The sequence below is a fragment of the Paraburkholderia strydomiana genome (assembly GCF_046030495.1).
GTDB lineage: Bacteria > Pseudomonadota > Gammaproteobacteria > Burkholderiales > Burkholderiaceae > Paraburkholderia > Paraburkholderia strydomiana_A.
In genome coordinates, this window is the sequence record NZ_JAQQCJ010000014.1 from 69,980 (window position 1) to 84,813 (window position 14,834).

Genomic DNA, 14,834 nt, shown 5'->3' on the forward strand with positions numbered 1-14,834 from the left:
GCCGTGCTAGGGAGTCCCGGCCATGTTGAATCTCGGGCTTGATGTCGTCACCACGGCGGCCATCCTGTTCATCGTTTCGGCGGGGTTGTTGATGGTCTTCGGCGTGATGAAGATCATCAACTTCTCGCATGGGGCGTTTCTGACGACGGGCGGCTATGCGAGCGTGCTCGTCGAGCACGCCGGCCTGAACTGGTGGTGGGGCGTGCCCTGTGCGCTCCTGATCGGCTTCGTGGCGGGGATGGCCGTCGAGCGGTTCATCGTTCGTCCGCTGTACGCGCGCCCGCTCGACGCGATCCTGGCGACCTGGGGGCTGGGCATCATCGTCGGCCAGCTTATCACGCTGGCGTTCGGCCGCGGCGTGCAGATGGTGGCCAGTCCGGTGGACGGCGCGATCTCGCTCGCCGGCACTCAGTACTCGGCCTACCGGCTGATTCTGGTCGGCGTGGCCGTGCTGGTTGCGCTCGCGCTCGGCTGGCTGCTCAACGGCACCCGGCTCGGCTTGCAGACCCGCGCGGTGATCATGAACGAAGCCCTCGCACGCGGGCTCGGCATCAGCAGTTCGCGGGTGCGCTTCATGACCTTCTGCACCGGCGCGGCGCTGGCGTCGGCCGCCGGCTGTCTGATTACGCCGCTTGCGAGCGTCGATCCGAATATGGGCGTGCCGTGGATCGTCGGCGCGTTCATGCTGGTGCTGGTGTCCGGTTCTTCGCTGGTCAGTCTTGCGGTGGCGAGCGTGGTGCTCGGCGGCGCGCAGGTGCTGGTCAGCACCTTCGTCAATCCCGTGCTCGGCGGTCTGACCATCGCGGTATTGGCAGCTTTGTTGTTACGCGTTAGACCGGAGGGCTTCGCACGTGGCTGATCCCGCTTCCACCCTGTCGTTTCGCACCGCGGCGGCGTCGCCATGGAAGGGGCCGGCAGTGCTCGGCGTCGTTGCGCTCGTCGTTCTGGCCATATGCAGCGTCACGTTGCCGACCTTCCTCGTCAACAACCTGATTCGCGCGTTTCTGTATACGGCAGTCGCGTTGACCGTCGATCTGTTGTGGGGGTATACCGGCATCCTCACATTTGGGCAGTCGGCGTTCTTCGGCATCGGCGCTTACGCGGCCGGTCTGATTTTCACGCATGCGGGCTTTTCGTTTCCGCTTGCGGCGGCGGCCCTCGCCGCGGGCGTCGCCGCAGCATGGATCGTGTCGCGCGCGATTGGCTGGCTGGCGTTTTACCACGGCGCATCGCCGCTCTATGCCTCGGTTGTCACGCTCGTATTGCCGATCGTGCTGGTTCAGTGCATCTATTCGGGCGGCGAGTTTACCGGATCGAGTAGCGGCCTGTCCGGCTTCGATAGCTTTGATATTCCGCTCGAAGCCTGGTTCTTCATCGCGGGCGCCTTGCTGGTTTTGCTGGCCGTGGTGGCGTGGATGTTCGTGCGCAGCGATGCGGGGCAACTCCTGGTCGCCATCCGCGAAAACGAAGCGCGGTGCGAGTATCTCGGCATCGATGTGTCGCGCTACAAGGCGCGGCTGATGGACACGTGCGCGGTCATCGCCGCGTTCGCGGGCTTTCTGTTTGCGTGCGTGCAGATGGTGGTGGCGCCGGAATACGCCGGCTTTGTGTTCGGCACCGAGCTGGTCATCTGGGTCGCGCTCGGCGGGCGTGGATCGCTGTTCGGGCCCATTGTCGGCGCCATGCTGATCGACGTCGGCAGTGCCTATCTCAGCGGCAATCTGCCTTATGTCTGGACGCTGCTGGTGGGTGTGGCGTTCGTGGTCGTGATCGTGGCGATGCCGCGCGGGCTCGCGCCGCTCGTAGCCGGCGCAGCGCGCCAGGCGTTGCCGCGCCGCCGCCGAGCGGCGCCAGCACCGGTGACGCTGGTTGCAGCGCCGCCGCGCGCTGAGGGCATGGGGGACGACAGCCGTGTGGCGCTATCGATCAAGCAGGTGCGCAGGCATTTCGGCAGCCTCAAGGTGCTTGACGACATCAGCTTCGACGCGCGTGCCGGAGAGCTGCTCAGTCTGATCGGACCGAACGGCGCGGGCAAGAGCACGCTGATGCGCTGCATTGCGGACGGCGCGGAACGCTCGGGCGGCACGGTCGAGATCGGCGGCAAGGAGATCCGCACGCTCGCCCCGTACGACTGTGTGGCGCTTGGCGTCGGCCGCAAATTTCAGACCGCGACGGTGTTCGAATCGCTAAGCGTCGGTGAGGCGTTGCGCGTGGCGCGCTATCGGGTGGCGCCGCCGTCGAAATGGCAGCGCGACCCGGTGCTCGCGCTGCCGCAGCCGGCCCTCGACGTGCTGCGGCTGACCGGGCTCGACCGGATTCTCGATCGCGAGTGCCGCTACCTGTCGCACGGCCAGAAGCAGGCGCTCGAACTGGCGATGGTGCTCGCGCTCGAGCCGCGCACGGTGCTGCTGGACGAACCCACCGCGGGCTTGACGAAACAGGAGCGCACGCAGATCGGCGAGATTTTCATCGAGCTGTCGTCGCGCTACCGGATGTGTCTGCTGCTGGTGGAGCATGACCTCGATTTCGTCCAGCAGATCAGTTCGCGCATCGTCGTGCTGCACCAGGGGCGCATTGTGATGGACGGCGGTGTCGAGGAAGTCGTGCACTCCGAAATCGTGCGTGCGGTGTATGCGGGCGGTGCGCATGCCGCCGCCAGTCAGCCGGAGGCGGACGCATGAATGCATCGACGATTGTTCAGGTCGACGCGCTGCACAGCGGGTACGGCGAGGCAATGGTGCTCAAGGGCCTGAACCTCACGCTCGGGCGCGGCGAAGTGGTGGCGATTCTCGGCAAGAACGGCATGGGCAAATCGACATTGCTGAAAACGCTGATGGGTTTCATTCGCCCGAAGAGCGGCGACATCGCGCTGTTCGGCGAGCGGACCACGGGCGTGCCGCCGAACCGGATCGCGCGGCGCGACGTCGCGTACATCCCGCAGGAAAAGGCCTTGTTTCAGGACTTGTCCGTCGAAGATAACCTGAAGCTTGCCCTCATGCGCGATCGTGATTTCAAGCCGCTTTTCGAGCGTATCGAGGATCTTTTTCCGTTTCTGAAGGATCGCCTCAAACAGAAAGCCGGCACGCTGTCGGGCGGCGAGCAGAAGATGTTGCTGGTCGCGCGGGCGTTGATTCGCCAGCCGAAGCTGATTCTGGTCGACGAAATCACCGAGGGCATGCAGCCATCGGTGATCGAACGGCTGGTCGGCATTCTCAGCCGGGAGCGGGACACCGCCGGCACGACGATGCTGCTGGTCGAGCAGCACGTGCATTTTGCGTTTGCCGTCGCGAATCGCTATGCGGTGCTCGAACTGGGTGAGATTCCGGCGGCCGGGGACACGGCGGACAAGTCGGCGCAAGCGACGGTTTCGCGTTTCCTGTCGTTGTAACGCCAAGGGGAGAATTTGCCATGACGTTTTCCATCGTCGCGCGCTGTGCGCGGACCGGCGCGTTGGGCGTGGCGGTCAGCACGGCGGTGCCGGCGGTCGGCGCGATGTGCATGTATCTGCGCACCGGCGTGGGCGCGGTGTCGACGCAATCCTGGGTCAATCCGTATCTCGCGCTCGATGCGCTCGATTTGCTCGATCAGGGCGTGAGCGCCGAGCATGCGCTCGCGCGGGTACTGGATGGCGATGCCGCCGCGGATCTGCGGCAGCTCGGCCTGGTCGACCGCAACGGTCAAAGCGCGTGCTGGACCGGTTCGCAATGTACGGGCTGGGCGGGGCAGCGCAGCGGCACGTCCTGTACGATTCAGGGCAACATGCTGGTCGGCGCCGGGACGCTCGATGCGATGCTCACCGCGTATGAGGCGAGCGATGAGCTCGCGCTGGAGGAGCGCCTGATGCGCGCGCTCGAAGCGGGACAAGCCGCTGGCGGAGACAAGCGCGGCCGTCAATCGGCGGCGCTCAAGGTGGTGCGCAACGAGGCGTATGCCCACCTCGATTTGCGGGTCGACGAGCATCACGAGCCGGTTGCCGAATTGCGGCGCGTGTTCGAAGTGGCGCAGCGGCAGTTCGTTCCGTTCGTCGAAGGGATGCCCACACGCGGCGATCCCGGTCGTACGCCGCCAGCCGCCGTGACCGAGTTGTTGTTGACCTCGCCGCAATCGAGGCCGGGCGCAACAGGGCCGTTGGATGCCGACATGCGGGTTGCCGACATGCGGGTGCTCGGCCGGTGGCTCGGCGTCGAGTTCGCTGAGCAGCGCGTGGCGCACAACCTCGCGACCTACGCGCCGATCCTCGCGGAGATTAGCAAGTTGCGAGAACTCGATCTGTCGGAAGTGCACCCGGTGGTCGTGTTCGATCCGGCGCGCGCTTATGCGGGACCTTCCACCACGGGCGAAGCATGAACGACGATCTCACCGCCATCGCCGCGCGTATTGCATCGGGCGACGTCACGCCGGCCGACATCATGGACGCGCTGCTCACGCGCATCGCCGCGCTCGATCCGCAAGTGCTGGCTTATGAATGTCTCAATCCGGCCGCGCGCGCCGAAGCCGGGCAATGCACGGAAGAACTGAAGCGCGGTGTGCGGCGCGGTCCGCTGCATGGCGTGCCGATAGCGGTCAAGGACAACTACCTGACGGCCGGCATGCCGACCACCGCAGGCAGCCGTGCGCCGGGCTATACGTTCGCGAACGAAGACGCAGCCGCCGTTGCGCGCCTGCGGGCGGCCGGCGCGGTAGTGATCGGCAAGACCCGCACGCACGAGTTCGCGTGGGGTACGCAGACGCCGCCCACTCGCAATCCGTGGGACCCGTCGCGCATTCCCGGCGGGTCGAGCGGCGGCTCGGGCGCGGCGCTGGCCGCGCGCATGGCCTACGGCGCGCTCGGCTCGGACACCGGCGGCTCGATTCGCATTCCGGCGAGTCTGTGCGGCGTCGTGGGTCTGAAACCGACGTTCGGTCGCGTCAGCCGCGCGGGAATCGTGCCGCATAGTTGGTCGCTCGATCATGCGGGGCCGTTGACGCTGTCGGTGCGCGACGCGGCACTGCTGCTCAACGTGCTCGCCGGACACGATACGCGCGACCCCGGCAGCGTCGACGTACCGGTGCCGGATTACACCGCGTCGCTGGACGGCGGCATCGCGGGCATGCGCATCGGCGTGTGCCGCAATCACTTCTTCGGCGCCAACGAGGAGGAAGTCGAGGCACAAGTCGAGCGCGCCATTGCGGTGCTCGCCGCGCTCGGTGCGCAGGTCATCGATTTCGAGGTGCCCAATCTGCAATACGGGTTGGGTGCGATCTTCGCAATCGAACTCGCGTCGTCGAGCGCCTATCACGATCGCGGCCTGCAGCGCGGCGCGACCGCCGCGATGGCCGACGACGTGCGTACGCTCGTCGAGATCGGCCGTATGGTGTCGGCGGCGGACTATCTGAAGGCCGAACAGTTGCGCGCGTGCCTGATCGACGATTTCAAGGCGGTATTCGAGCGCGTCGACGTGGTCGTGACGCCCGCGTCGCCGGTTACCGCATGGCAGCGCGGACAGGCAACCGTGGTGACTGGGGGTAGGGAAGAAAGCCCGCTTGCGGCTTCATGGCGTCTTACCTATCCATTCAACCTGACCGGTTTGCCGGCGCTATCCCTGCCATGCGGCTTCGATTCGCGCGGCTTGCCGATCGGCCTGCAGATCGCCGGCAGACCGTTCGACGAAGCTACGATCCTGCGCGTCGCCGCGGCCTATGAAAGCGTGCACCGCTGGGACGCGGTGCGCTCGCCGATTGCAAGGAGTGTGCAGCCATGACGCCAGGTAACGAGAGCAGGGTGACGGTGGCGTGCGTGCAGATGTGCCCCGAAGTAGGGGCCAAGGTGCGTAACGTGGCGCGCTCGATCGAATTGATCGAGCAGGCGCATGCGCGCGGCGCGAACCTGATCGTGCTGCCGGAGCTATGCAATTCAGGTTATGTATTCGAGTCGCGTGAAGAGGCGTTCGCGCTGTCCGAAGCCTTGGCGGACGGCGACACGATTGGGCAATGGAGCGCGCTTGCCGCGCGTCTGGACCTCACGCTGGTGGCCGGGTATGCCGAACGCGACGGCGATTCGCTCTATAACTCGGCGGCTGTGATCGGTCCGGGAGGCGTGCTGGGCGGCTATCGGAAAATGCATTTATGGGGTGACGAGCAACTCTTTTTCGAACCGGGTAACCTCGGCATGCCTGTCTTTCATACGCCGTTTGGCCGGCTGGCTTGCGCGATCTGTTATGACATCTGGTTCCCTGAAGTTTTCCGGATGGCGGCGGCCAGGGGCGCCGATATCCTGTGCGTGCCGACCAACTGGGTACCGATGCCTGCGCAGCCGGCCGAACTGCCCGCTATGGCGAATCTGCTGGCAATGGGCGGCGCGCATTCGAACGGACTGTTCGTGGCCGCGGCGGACCGGGTCGGCGTTGAACGCGAGCAGCCGTTTCTTGGACGCAGCCTGATTGTCGACTCGCAAGGTTGGCCGGTGGCGGGTCCTGCCAGTCCCTCGGACGAAGAGATTCTACTGGCGTCGGTGAATCTGGCCGACGCGCGCCGGCACCGGCAATTGAATGCGTTCAATCACGTATTGCGGGATCGCCGTCCTGATATCTACTGAGAGGGGCGGTCAATCGTGAGCGCTCGCCCCCTCGCTTCGCTTATACGCCCGTATAAGTGGGGTGCGCTAACACGGCCTTGGCGTAGCCTACCTTGAGTAGATTCGCCCTCCGGGTCGACCTGATTCTCTCCCAGTGCCACACGCTCGCAGTTCGGGCCCACGACGACGCGACGCTTCCGGATGCGCGCAGGCGCAGTCAGTATTCAACCCCTGTCGTTTCGCGGACTGTCTGAATGATCTTCGTCTTCATGCGAAAGAACATCTCACTGTCTCTCAGGGCCAGGGAACGAGTTTTTCCCAACTGGGAGGTCACGTCGATGTCCTCGATCACCCGTGCGGGTCTTCGTGAAAACACGATGATCCTGTCAGCAAGGAAGACGGCTTCTTCGACATCGTGAGTGACAAAGATGACGGTACGCGACTCCTCACTCTGAATGCGGCGCAACTCCACCTGCAGCTGCTCGCGCCGCTGCGCGTCAAGAGCGCCAAATGGCTCATCCATCAGAAGCACTTCGGAACCCGCAGCGAGCGTCCGGGCGATCGCGACGCGCTGGCGCATGCCTCCAGAGATCCGGTTCGGGTAAGTGGCGGCGAACTCATGAAGACCGACAAGGCGAAGATAGTGGTCGGTGCGACGGCGCTTTTCGTCCTTGCCAAGGTCGACTCTGTAGCGCATGCCAAAGGCCACGTTCTGGCTGACGGTTAGCCAGGGAAACGACGAGTACGATTGAAACACCATGCCGCGTCGCTGGTCGGGTTTGCCGACCGGCTCGCCCTCAAGCCGGATTTCGCCTGTACTCGGCGTGTCGAGGCCACCCGACATTCGCATCAGCGTCGTCTTGCCGCAACCGGAGGGTCCGAGAAATACGACGAACTGGCCGCGCGGGATTGTCAGGTCGAAGGGCGTTTCCACGACTGGCAATCCGCCAAAGCGCTTGGTAACCCCGTCGAAAACAAGGTACTCGGTGGTTCGAATGTTCATCAATCAGTGCTCTTGAGATAGCGGAACAGGCGCCGATGAAATGCACGAATGAGCTGATCACTGACAAGTCCGATCATGCCGATCACAAACACGCCCGCCATGACCCGGTCTGTCTGCATGTAACGGCGTGCGTTCCAGATGACGAAGCCCAGGCCGCTGTCCGAGGCCACGATTTCAGCAATGATCAGGTAGGTCCAGCACCAGCCGAGCGTAATGCGCAGGTTGTCCACCAGGTTGGGCAGCATCGATCGCCAGGCGATATCGACAAGAATCTGGAACGGGCGGGCGCCGAGCGTACGTGCGATCTCGATGTACTCGTTGGGAACGCGGTTGGCATCGTCGACCACCAGCAAGACGAGCTGAAAGAACGTTCCGAGCCATAGCAGGAAGATCTTCGTTTCCTCTCCGACACCGAACCAGATGATAGAGATCGGCACCAGCGCCGGCGTCGGCAAGTACCGGATGAAATCCACCATCGGTTCGAGCGCGGCGTTCACTGGACGATAGCTGCTCATCAACAGGCCAATGGGAATCGCCATCGCAGCCGATAGCGCGAACGCAGCGAGAATGCGTCCGATCGAGACCAGTGCATTGCCGACGATCTGCCCTTCGAGGGTCATGGACCAAAGGCTTTGCGCGATCTCCATAGGCGAGGGGAGGAAGGTCGGATCGACCCATCCGTCCCATGACGACACCTGCCACACCAGCAAGACCGCGAAACTGGCGCCGAGGCCAATCAGAATGTTGGCTCGGCGGCTGATGCTTCCGCGAAAAGCGAAGGCGTTCGGAAGCGGCTTGTTCACTTGAGGTCGGCAGCGGAGATGGACTGCAACACCGAACGGTCGAACGAGCCGGCTGCCGACAGCGTGTGGTCCGACGCACCGTTCGCCAGATTCAGCTTCATCAGCGTGTCGAAGGTCTTGTAAATGGGGCCTGGCGAGTCGGGGGCACCAAAATAATGCTTCGCGGTATCGATCGATGTGTAGGAAAGGCTTCCATCGATGCTTGCCTTGAAGTCCTTGTCGCTCTGATTGAAGTGAGGGGCGGCAAGATGGATAAACTCAGCCGGCTTGGCGTTGTAATAGGCAATCGCCTTGTACACGCCGATCATGAAGTTCTTGTAGGCGAGCGGGTCGGCCTGGAGTTTTGACTGGTTGACGATGATTGCGTCCACAATCGTACCCGGGTAGGTCGCCGATGAAACCAGAATATGCGCGCCACGTTTCGCGTCGAGCGTAATCGCCTTGTTCATGAACGGCTGGAACGTTCCGATCGCCGCAACGCTGCGGTCTGAGAACACAGAGAGCGCGTCAGATCCCGCAGTCTGCTTGATCGTCATGTCCTTATAACTGAGCCCGGCCTTGCTCAGTTCAAGTTGAAGGAGCAGGTAGGCGGGAATATCCGTTTCCATTGCCACAACCTTTCCTTTCAGGTCGCTGACCTTCTTGATGGAACCGTCCGCTACCACGCCGTCCCCGCCGTTGGACTCGTCAATGGTGCCGATCATGACACCGGGCGTCGAGGGGCTGCGCGGGCGGCGTTGATAGTCGTCGACCGTGCGCATGTCCACTTCGATATCGCCATGGGCAATCCCTGCCAGCGCGTCCGCCTGTTCGTCGTCGAACTTGACGGAGACCTTCAGCCCCAGCTGTTTGAAGTAGCCAAGGTCGCTCGCCACGAAGACCGGCGCGAACCCGGACCAGTTATTGCATATCACGCGGATTGTCTTGTCTTCCGCGTGGGCAGCCTGTGTGGCCGCTACGAAGCCCAACGCAAACAGGGCGGCACGAGCGGCGATCTTGCGTTTGAAATGATACGGCATGCTATGTACCCCTATTTAATTAACAGAGTCAGAAGAAGAGGAGCGAAAATCAGTTGCGCGTTGGATTCGCGTCGCCAACCCAACGGTTCATACGGACATCGATATCGAGCATCTTCTGGTACATGGCGCGGTAGTGCGGCAACCACTCGGCCGCATCCCGCATCAGGGCTTCACGTTGCTCGAAGGCTGCAGCCATGATCGTGTTGGCCTCCTGCCGCAGAGCCCGCTCGTCGATGGTCAGAAGCTTTCCGTCTCGCATAACCACGCGCCCGGCGACCATCGTCATCACGACAGCCCGGCTTGCATCTGCGTATACGAGTTGCCGGGCGAGATCGTTGAGAGGGGTGAACGGCAGCGTATCCAGATCGAGCATGATCAAGTCGGCCTGGAAACCCGGCGCGATGCGCCCGAGCCTATCGGCTTGCCGCATCGCCGTGGCGCCGCCTTCGAACATGCACTTGAGGATTTCGCCGGCGACCGGCCAGCGGTCGGGATCTGGATCCCCGATCGTATGGATGAGCGCGGCGGTCTTCATGACCGACCACATGTTGGCGGAGTCGTCGGCGATGATTTCGTCCGAGCCCAGCGCAATCGAAACGCCAGCTTGCGCAAGCCGTCTGAACGGCATGACGCCGCTGCCCAGCCGAAGGTTGCTGATCGGGTTGTGGATCACCTGCGCTCGAGCCTCGGCCAGCAAACCGATATCGGTGTCGTCGATCCATACGGCATGGATGACATTCATGCGGTCCGACAGAAGCGCCAGGTCGTCGACATACTGGATAAGCGAGCGGCCGTTCAGGCACACTTCGCCGAAGACGCGCTGCAGACGGGTCTCCAGCATATGGATGTAAAACGGCAGATCATGTTGGCGGCTCAATTCGTTTAGGGCGCGAAGATAGTCGACGCTGACGCGTTGCGGGGCCGAGCACGAGACCGCGGCTCGCAGCCGTCCGTCGTCGACCTGATGCCAGTTGTCGATCAGATAGTCGTAGTGGCGCAGCAGTTCGTCCGCCTCCATCGCCGCGGGCGCTTCGAGCCGCGCTCTAAGTTCGGCCGGAACGATTTCGGCGAGGAACGGGAGTTTGGCGATTTCGGGGAGATTGGGCTGGTCGAGAGCAACCGTCGCCCGGATGCCGATATCCCGATACGCACCCATCACCGCATCGATCTCAGCGTGACTCGGGGAGGGCAGGAAGAACGCGTCATCCTGGATGGCTGTCACGCCCAGCTTGAGCATTTCCGCGGCGCCGAGCTGCGTGCGTACGTACGCGGTGCGGGCGGACACTGCGGCATCAGGGGTGCTCGGCACCTCGTAAAGCATGAAGAGTTCGAGGGGCAGGCTGTCCAGTGCGCCCTTGAGAAAATTGGTCGGCGAATGGAAGTGGGCATTGATCAAACCCGGCATCACCAGGTGACCGGCTCCATCGATGACGATGTGCTGACCACTGACGCCTCGGGACGCATCGGGTCCGATAGCGCGGATGGTTCCCCTCTCGATAACGATGTCCGCACATGCCCGTTCAGGGCATGCAGGATCCATCGTCAGCACGCGAGCGTTCTTGATGATGGTCAGTTGTGCTGTACCGTCGCTTGTCTGGGCCGAAGCAAGCTTCGCCGGCCCAACAGGGTTGTCGCGCATCGCGATCACCTTTTGCTGGACGGGCACGCCAACCCGAGATCCTCGATGAATGCGAGGAGCGCTACGTTCAACGGATGCGACGTTAAAGGAAAGTTATTTTGTCGTCAACGCCTCGTAGCTCAGTCAGTGCGTTGGCGTTCGCGCGGTCGATCCGCATCAGCACGAGCGTGCCGACTGCCTTGTCGATCGCCCGATCGATCACGGCGTGGTGCAGCGGATCAGCCGACATCAGGAAGCAGCCGAGGTAATCGGCGGTATTTTTGCTGGGCGTGTGGTGCCGCATGAGCCTGTTTCGGGTGGCAGCTTTGGCTCCCGAAATGGACGCACGGTACCCCCTTTTGCGCAAAGCTGATTTCGACGTCCGGCACTTCTGAGGCCAGCGACCCGCGCCTATAGTCGGTTCAGCTTTCGGGCGCTAACCGCAACCTTTGGGGCCCGCACCAAGCTTTCCGAATCTTAAGGAGCAGTCTATGTTGACCAGGACGTCCCCGGCGCCTCTCGCCGAACCCGCTGCCGCCACCCTCGACGCGCAATACTTCGAATATACGTCGTCAGCCAATCCGATCGGCGCGAAGCTCATCTCGCGCGTGCCGTTCCGCAGTTTCCCGCCCTCGCTCTACGCAACCGGTGCAACCCGCATCGTACCCCTCGACCTTTCCGCGGAGTTGGGTTGCGCCGGTCCCGCGACCGGTCCCGGCCTGTGCGCCAATTTCCTGCGCATCAACGCAGGGGATGCGCTGACGCTCGCCCCGAACGCAACCTCGCAGGTTAGCTACGTCATCAGCGGAACCGGCAGCGTGACTCAGGGCGAGACCCGCTTCCCGTTTGCGCAGGGCGATTTCTTCACTCTGCCAGGGGGCGAGGCTGCCGTGCTGTCCGCGGACACGGCGGCCACGCTCTACTACGTCAACGACGCGCCACTGCTCGCGTACCTCGGCACGACCGGCGTAAAGGCGCGCTTTGCACCGACGCTCTATCCGGCCGCCCAGGCTCAGGCGGAATTGCGCAAGGTCTCGGAAGAAGCCAATGCGGGTCGCCGCAACCGCATCAGCGTGCTGATGGGCAACGCCAATTTCCCCCAAACGCGAACGGTCACGCATGTCTTGTGGGCCATGTTCGGCATTGTGCCGCCCAACTCAATGCAGAAGCCGCACCGCCACCAGTCGATCGCACTCGACTTCATCGCCGGGGGCAGGCCGGGTGTCTATACGCTGGTCGGCACGGAACTGGACGAGAGCGGCAATATCGCGCATCCAACGCGCGTCGATTGGGAAGCCGGGATGGCATTCGTTACGCCGCCGGGATACTGGCATGCGCATTTCAATGAAACAAACGAGAATGCCTATGTGATTCCGATCCAGGATGCCGGCTTGCAGACCTGGTTGCGCACGCTCGATATCCGCTTCGCCCGTTAAGGCTGTAGCGCCAGCGCGAGTCCGTCATCCCAGTACGGCGGCTCGCCAATCGCCTCGGCGTAGAAGTCCACGAATGCGCGCACTTTCGACGATACGATTTTCTTCGGGGGGTAGACCGCCCAGACCGCTGGTTCGGCTCGCCCCGTGCGCGCCTCCCATTCAGGCAGCGCCTGCTGCAGGCGGCCTTCGCGCAGGGCCGTGGCTGCGAGCCATGTCGGCAGAAGAGCGAGCCCGCAGCCGGCCACAGCGAGTTCCAGTACGGCTTCAGAGTCGTCTGCGCGCAAGCGCCCTTGCAATTCCACCACCACATGCTCCGACGGCGCGTGATTATTTGCGGTGTGGATGAAAGACCATTTGTCGTCTGGCTGCAGGGACAAGCGCAGCGCATCGTGCGCGGCCAGATCTTCAGGCACACGTGGCATCCCGCTTCGCTCGAAATACGCCGGGCTGCCGCAGACGATACGGCGATGTGATGCAATGCGTCTGGCCATCAGTGACGAATCGGGCAGCACGCCGATACGGATCGCCACGTCAATCGCGGCGTCGATCATGTTGAGCGTTTCGTCGGTCGACACGATATCGAGGCCGATAGCCGGATAGCGCGTCATGAACGCCGGCAGATGCGGCACGATATGCCGGCGCCCGAATGCCGACGGCATCGTGACGCGGAGCACGCCTTGCGGTGTGCGATTCAGTGATGACGTAACCTGGCGCGCGTCATCGAGCGCCTGCAGGGCAACCACGGCGTGTTCACGAAATAGCCTGCCGCCCTCCGTCAGGACGAGCCCCCGCGTCGACCGGTTAAACAGGGCAATGCCCAGATCCTTTTCCAACTCGCTCACGTAGCGCGAGACGGTCGAGGTCTTGACCGCCATTTCACGAGCCGTCTTACTGAAGCTTTGCAGTTCAGCTGCGCAAACGAAGGCCCTTACCGCCGCAAAGTAATCCATGGTATTTCCGACGCGAATTGCGCGTCCTGCAAGAAAGCCTCTTTCCGAACGGGACTTGGGCCACCGGTGCAGACCCTGACCCGCGTGTGTCCACGCCAGTTACACCGTTACGGTGTTTGATCCGGCTGTTGCTCGATTATGCCGAACCAACCCATGCCGCGATACGTTTCATAGCCGGGTGTCAGCGCATAGCCGACAAGCGATCCTTTCGCCGTACGGTAAGTTCCGATATCAACCGTGTTCGGCGGCAGATCGAAGCGCGTACCGTCGCGCTCCGCGGTCGCGGAAGAAGCGATCACTCGACCACTTGCGTCAACGATCATGCAGCGCGTGCGATCCCGTTCTCCACGGGTCAACCGGACGCCATTTACGACAGTCGACGCCTGCTTGGCCCAATCGAAGAACACGGCCAGAACGCCGACGACCTTTCCGTTACTCGCACCGTCCTGGCGGATCGCCGTCGCATAGGTGGCAACCTGCGCGCCGTTCAATTCCGCGGCTATGTCGACGTTGGAGGTGGCGTACTCATCGCCGGAGCGCGTAGCGAGCGCCGCGGTGAACCAGCCATGTTGGGCAGCGTTCACTTTGTCGGCGACCGGAAACAGCGAAGGTCTTCCATTCGCCACGACGCAACCCTCGGTATCCAGCACCCAGATGTCGAGATATACCGTATAGCTATCCAGGATGACCGACAGCCGCTTTGCCGCATGCGCGGCAGCCGACGCCGATCGAGCCGTCATGCAATCGACAACCGCTGCATCGGTTGCCCACCAACGTACATCGCATGACCGTTCGTAAAGGTTGCGGTCAACCACGTCTATCATGTTCAACGCAAGGTCGGTCAGACGCTGGCCCTGTTGTCGCTCAAGCTCCGTCACCATGCGTTCGCTGATGCTGGCTAATTCCTTACCGAGCTCGCCGGTGAGCTGCCCGATCCGGCCGGACACGTTCTTGACCTGGTTTGCGACGACCGCAAAGCCTCGGCCTGCTTCTCCAGCACGAGCGGCTTCGATCAACGCGTTGATTGCCAGATAGGTCGCCTCGCGATTGATCAGGTCGATATCGGCGATCTTATCCCGGGATATCTTGCGCACTTCGCGGGTCAATCCGGCGATGATCGCGCCTTCGGACGATTGAGAAGCTTTTGCCTGCTCTATGGACATCTTGTGGATCCCAGTTGCGTGCGGGATGGGGAGCGCATGGCTCCTCGCTGCGTCGAAGAACTAATCGGAATTAACGGCAGCCTGAAACGGATACTTGAGGAAAAACGACCGACATAGCGGCGCTTTTGATGCGCCATTTTCGTGCGCACCGACGCCGTGCATGTTTTTGTCACCGATTGCGCTCGTCGCGAGTTCGGCCGCTGGTTTTCCACAAGGCTATGCGGCGTCGTCTGGTGAGTGCAATCGGCCAGCAAGGGACGGTCGTCATGTCGCTCCGGATGGCCGTTCA

At 62.9% G+C, this 14,834-nt stretch carries 13 protein-coding genes and 1 pseudogene; 7 read left to right on the forward strand and 7 right to left on the reverse strand.

Annotated features, from left to right (window positions below; genetic code table 11):
• The first annotated feature begins 25 nt into the window (after positions 1-25).
• The 6 genes from PQQ53_RS19535 to PQQ53_RS19560 are packed head-to-tail and all read left to right on the forward strand — an operon-like array spanning position 26 to position 6,574.
• On the forward strand, positions 26-859 hold the full coding sequence (locus PQQ53_RS19535) for a branched-chain amino acid ABC transporter permease (RefSeq protein WP_408149464.1): 834 nt from the start codon (positions 26-28) through the stop codon (positions 857-859).
• Complete coding sequence (locus PQQ53_RS19540) at positions 852-2,681, forward strand: branched-chain amino acid ABC transporter ATP-binding protein/permease (RefSeq protein WP_408325429.1); 1,830 nt, start codon at positions 852-854, stop codon at positions 2,679-2,681. The genes PQQ53_RS19535 and PQQ53_RS19540 overlap by 8 nt, the downstream gene beginning before the upstream one ends.
• A complete protein-coding gene (locus PQQ53_RS19545) occupies positions 2,678-3,388 on the forward strand; it encodes a branched-chain amino acid ABC transporter ATP-binding protein (protein WP_408149402.1) in 711 nt (236 codons plus the stop codon). Before PQQ53_RS19540 ends, PQQ53_RS19545 begins: the two co-directional genes overlap by 4 nt.
• Positions 3,389-3,408: 20 nt before the next feature.
• On the forward strand, positions 3,409-4,347 hold the full coding sequence (locus PQQ53_RS19550) for a DUF1028 domain-containing protein (RefSeq protein ID WP_408325432.1): 939 nt from the start codon (positions 3,409-3,411) through the stop codon (positions 4,345-4,347).
• Positions 4,344-5,741: an amidase gene (locus PQQ53_RS19555; RefSeq protein WP_408149399.1), complete on the forward strand. Its 1,398-nt coding sequence runs from the start codon at positions 4,344-4,346 to the stop codon at positions 5,739-5,741. The genes PQQ53_RS19550 and PQQ53_RS19555 overlap by 4 nt, the downstream gene beginning before the upstream one ends.
• Entirely contained in the window at positions 5,738-6,574 is an 837-nt protein-coding gene (locus PQQ53_RS19560) for a nitrilase family protein (protein WP_408149397.1), read from the forward strand. The genes PQQ53_RS19555 and PQQ53_RS19560 overlap by 4 nt, the downstream gene beginning before the upstream one ends.
• Before the next feature lie 196 nt (positions 6,575-6,770).
• Here the strand turns inward: PQQ53_RS19560 and PQQ53_RS19565 are convergent, their stop codons facing one another.
• The 5 genes and pseudogenes from PQQ53_RS19565 to PQQ53_RS19585 form a co-directional block, all read right to left on the reverse strand.
• A complete protein-coding gene (locus tag PQQ53_RS19565; protein ID WP_408325435.1) occupies positions 6,771-7,556 on the reverse strand; it encodes an ABC transporter ATP-binding protein in 786 nt (261 codons plus the stop codon).
• Positions 7,556-8,359 carry an ABC transporter permease gene (locus tag PQQ53_RS19570; protein ID WP_408149393.1) on the reverse strand — a complete coding sequence of 268 codons (804 nt, stop codon included), beginning with the start codon at positions 8,357-8,359 and terminating at the stop codon, positions 7,556-7,558. Before PQQ53_RS19570 ends, PQQ53_RS19565 begins: the two co-directional genes overlap by 1 nt.
• The gene (locus PQQ53_RS19575; protein ID WP_408325438.1) at positions 8,356-9,378 is read right to left on the reverse strand and encodes an ABC transporter substrate-binding protein; all 1,023 of its coding nucleotides are present in this window, start codon (positions 9,376-9,378) and stop codon (positions 8,356-8,358) included. Before PQQ53_RS19575 ends, PQQ53_RS19570 begins: the two co-directional genes overlap by 4 nt.
• A gap of 49 nt (positions 9,379-9,427) precedes the next feature.
• Positions 9,428-11,044: an amidohydrolase family protein gene (locus PQQ53_RS19580; RefSeq protein ID WP_408325442.1), complete on the reverse strand. Its 1,617-nt coding sequence runs from the start codon at positions 11,042-11,044 to the stop codon at positions 9,428-9,430.
• Between the two features lie 109 nt (positions 11,045-11,153).
• Positions 11,154-11,246 (reverse strand): annotated as a pseudogene (locus tag PQQ53_RS19585) (GNAT family N-acetyltransferase); the annotation flags it as partial.
• 241 nt (positions 11,247-11,487) lie between these two features.
• On the opposite strand from PQQ53_RS19585, the gene PQQ53_RS19590 reads away from it, so the two are divergent.
• Positions 11,488-12,432 carry a cupin domain-containing protein gene (locus tag PQQ53_RS19590; protein WP_408325444.1) on the forward strand — a complete coding sequence of 315 codons (945 nt, stop codon included), beginning with the start codon at positions 11,488-11,490 and terminating at the stop codon, positions 12,430-12,432.
• Here the strand turns inward: PQQ53_RS19590 and PQQ53_RS19595 are convergent.
• The gene (locus PQQ53_RS19595) at positions 12,429-13,382 is read right to left on the reverse strand and encodes a LysR family transcriptional regulator (protein ID WP_408325447.1); all 954 of its coding nucleotides are present in this window, start codon (positions 13,380-13,382) and stop codon (positions 12,429-12,431) included. The two genes, PQQ53_RS19590 and PQQ53_RS19595, sit on opposite strands and share 4 nt — an antisense overlap.
• A 107-nt stretch (positions 13,383-13,489) precedes the next feature.
• A complete protein-coding gene (locus PQQ53_RS19600) occupies positions 13,490-14,545 on the reverse strand; it encodes a methyl-accepting chemotaxis protein (RefSeq protein WP_408149384.1) in 1,056 nt (351 codons plus the stop codon).
• Positions 14,546-14,834 lie beyond the last annotated feature (289 nt).

Coding starts and splice junctions, on each gene's coding strand:
- PQQ53_RS19560 (WP_408149397.1), top strand. CDS start 5,738: ATGACGCCAGGTAACGAGAGCAGGGTGACGGTGGCGTGCGTGCAGATG.
- PQQ53_RS19545 (WP_408149402.1), top strand. CDS start 2,678: ATGAATGCATCGACGATTGTTCAGGTCGACGCGCTGCACAGCGGGTAC.
- PQQ53_RS19595 (WP_408325447.1), bottom strand. CDS start 13,382: ATGGATTACTTTGCGGCGGTAAGGGCCTTCGTTTGCGCAGCTGAACTG.
- PQQ53_RS19575 (WP_408325438.1), bottom strand. CDS start 9,378: ATGCCGTATCATTTCAAACGCAAGATCGCCGCTCGTGCCGCCCTGTTT.
- PQQ53_RS19555 (WP_408149399.1), top strand. CDS start 4,344: ATGAACGACGATCTCACCGCCATCGCCGCGCGTATTGCATCGGGCGAC.
- PQQ53_RS19600 (WP_408149384.1), bottom strand. CDS start 14,545: ATGTCCATAGAGCAGGCAAAAGCTTCTCAATCGTCCGAAGGCGCGATC.
- PQQ53_RS19550 (WP_408325432.1), top strand. CDS start 3,409: ATGACGTTTTCCATCGTCGCGCGCTGTGCGCGGACCGGCGCGTTGGGC.
- PQQ53_RS19565 (WP_408325435.1), bottom strand. CDS start 7,556: ATGAACATTCGAACCACCGAGTACCTTGTTTTCGACGGGGTTACCAAG.
- PQQ53_RS19590 (WP_408325444.1), top strand. CDS start 11,488: ATGTTGACCAGGACGTCCCCGGCGCCTCTCGCCGAACCCGCTGCCGCC.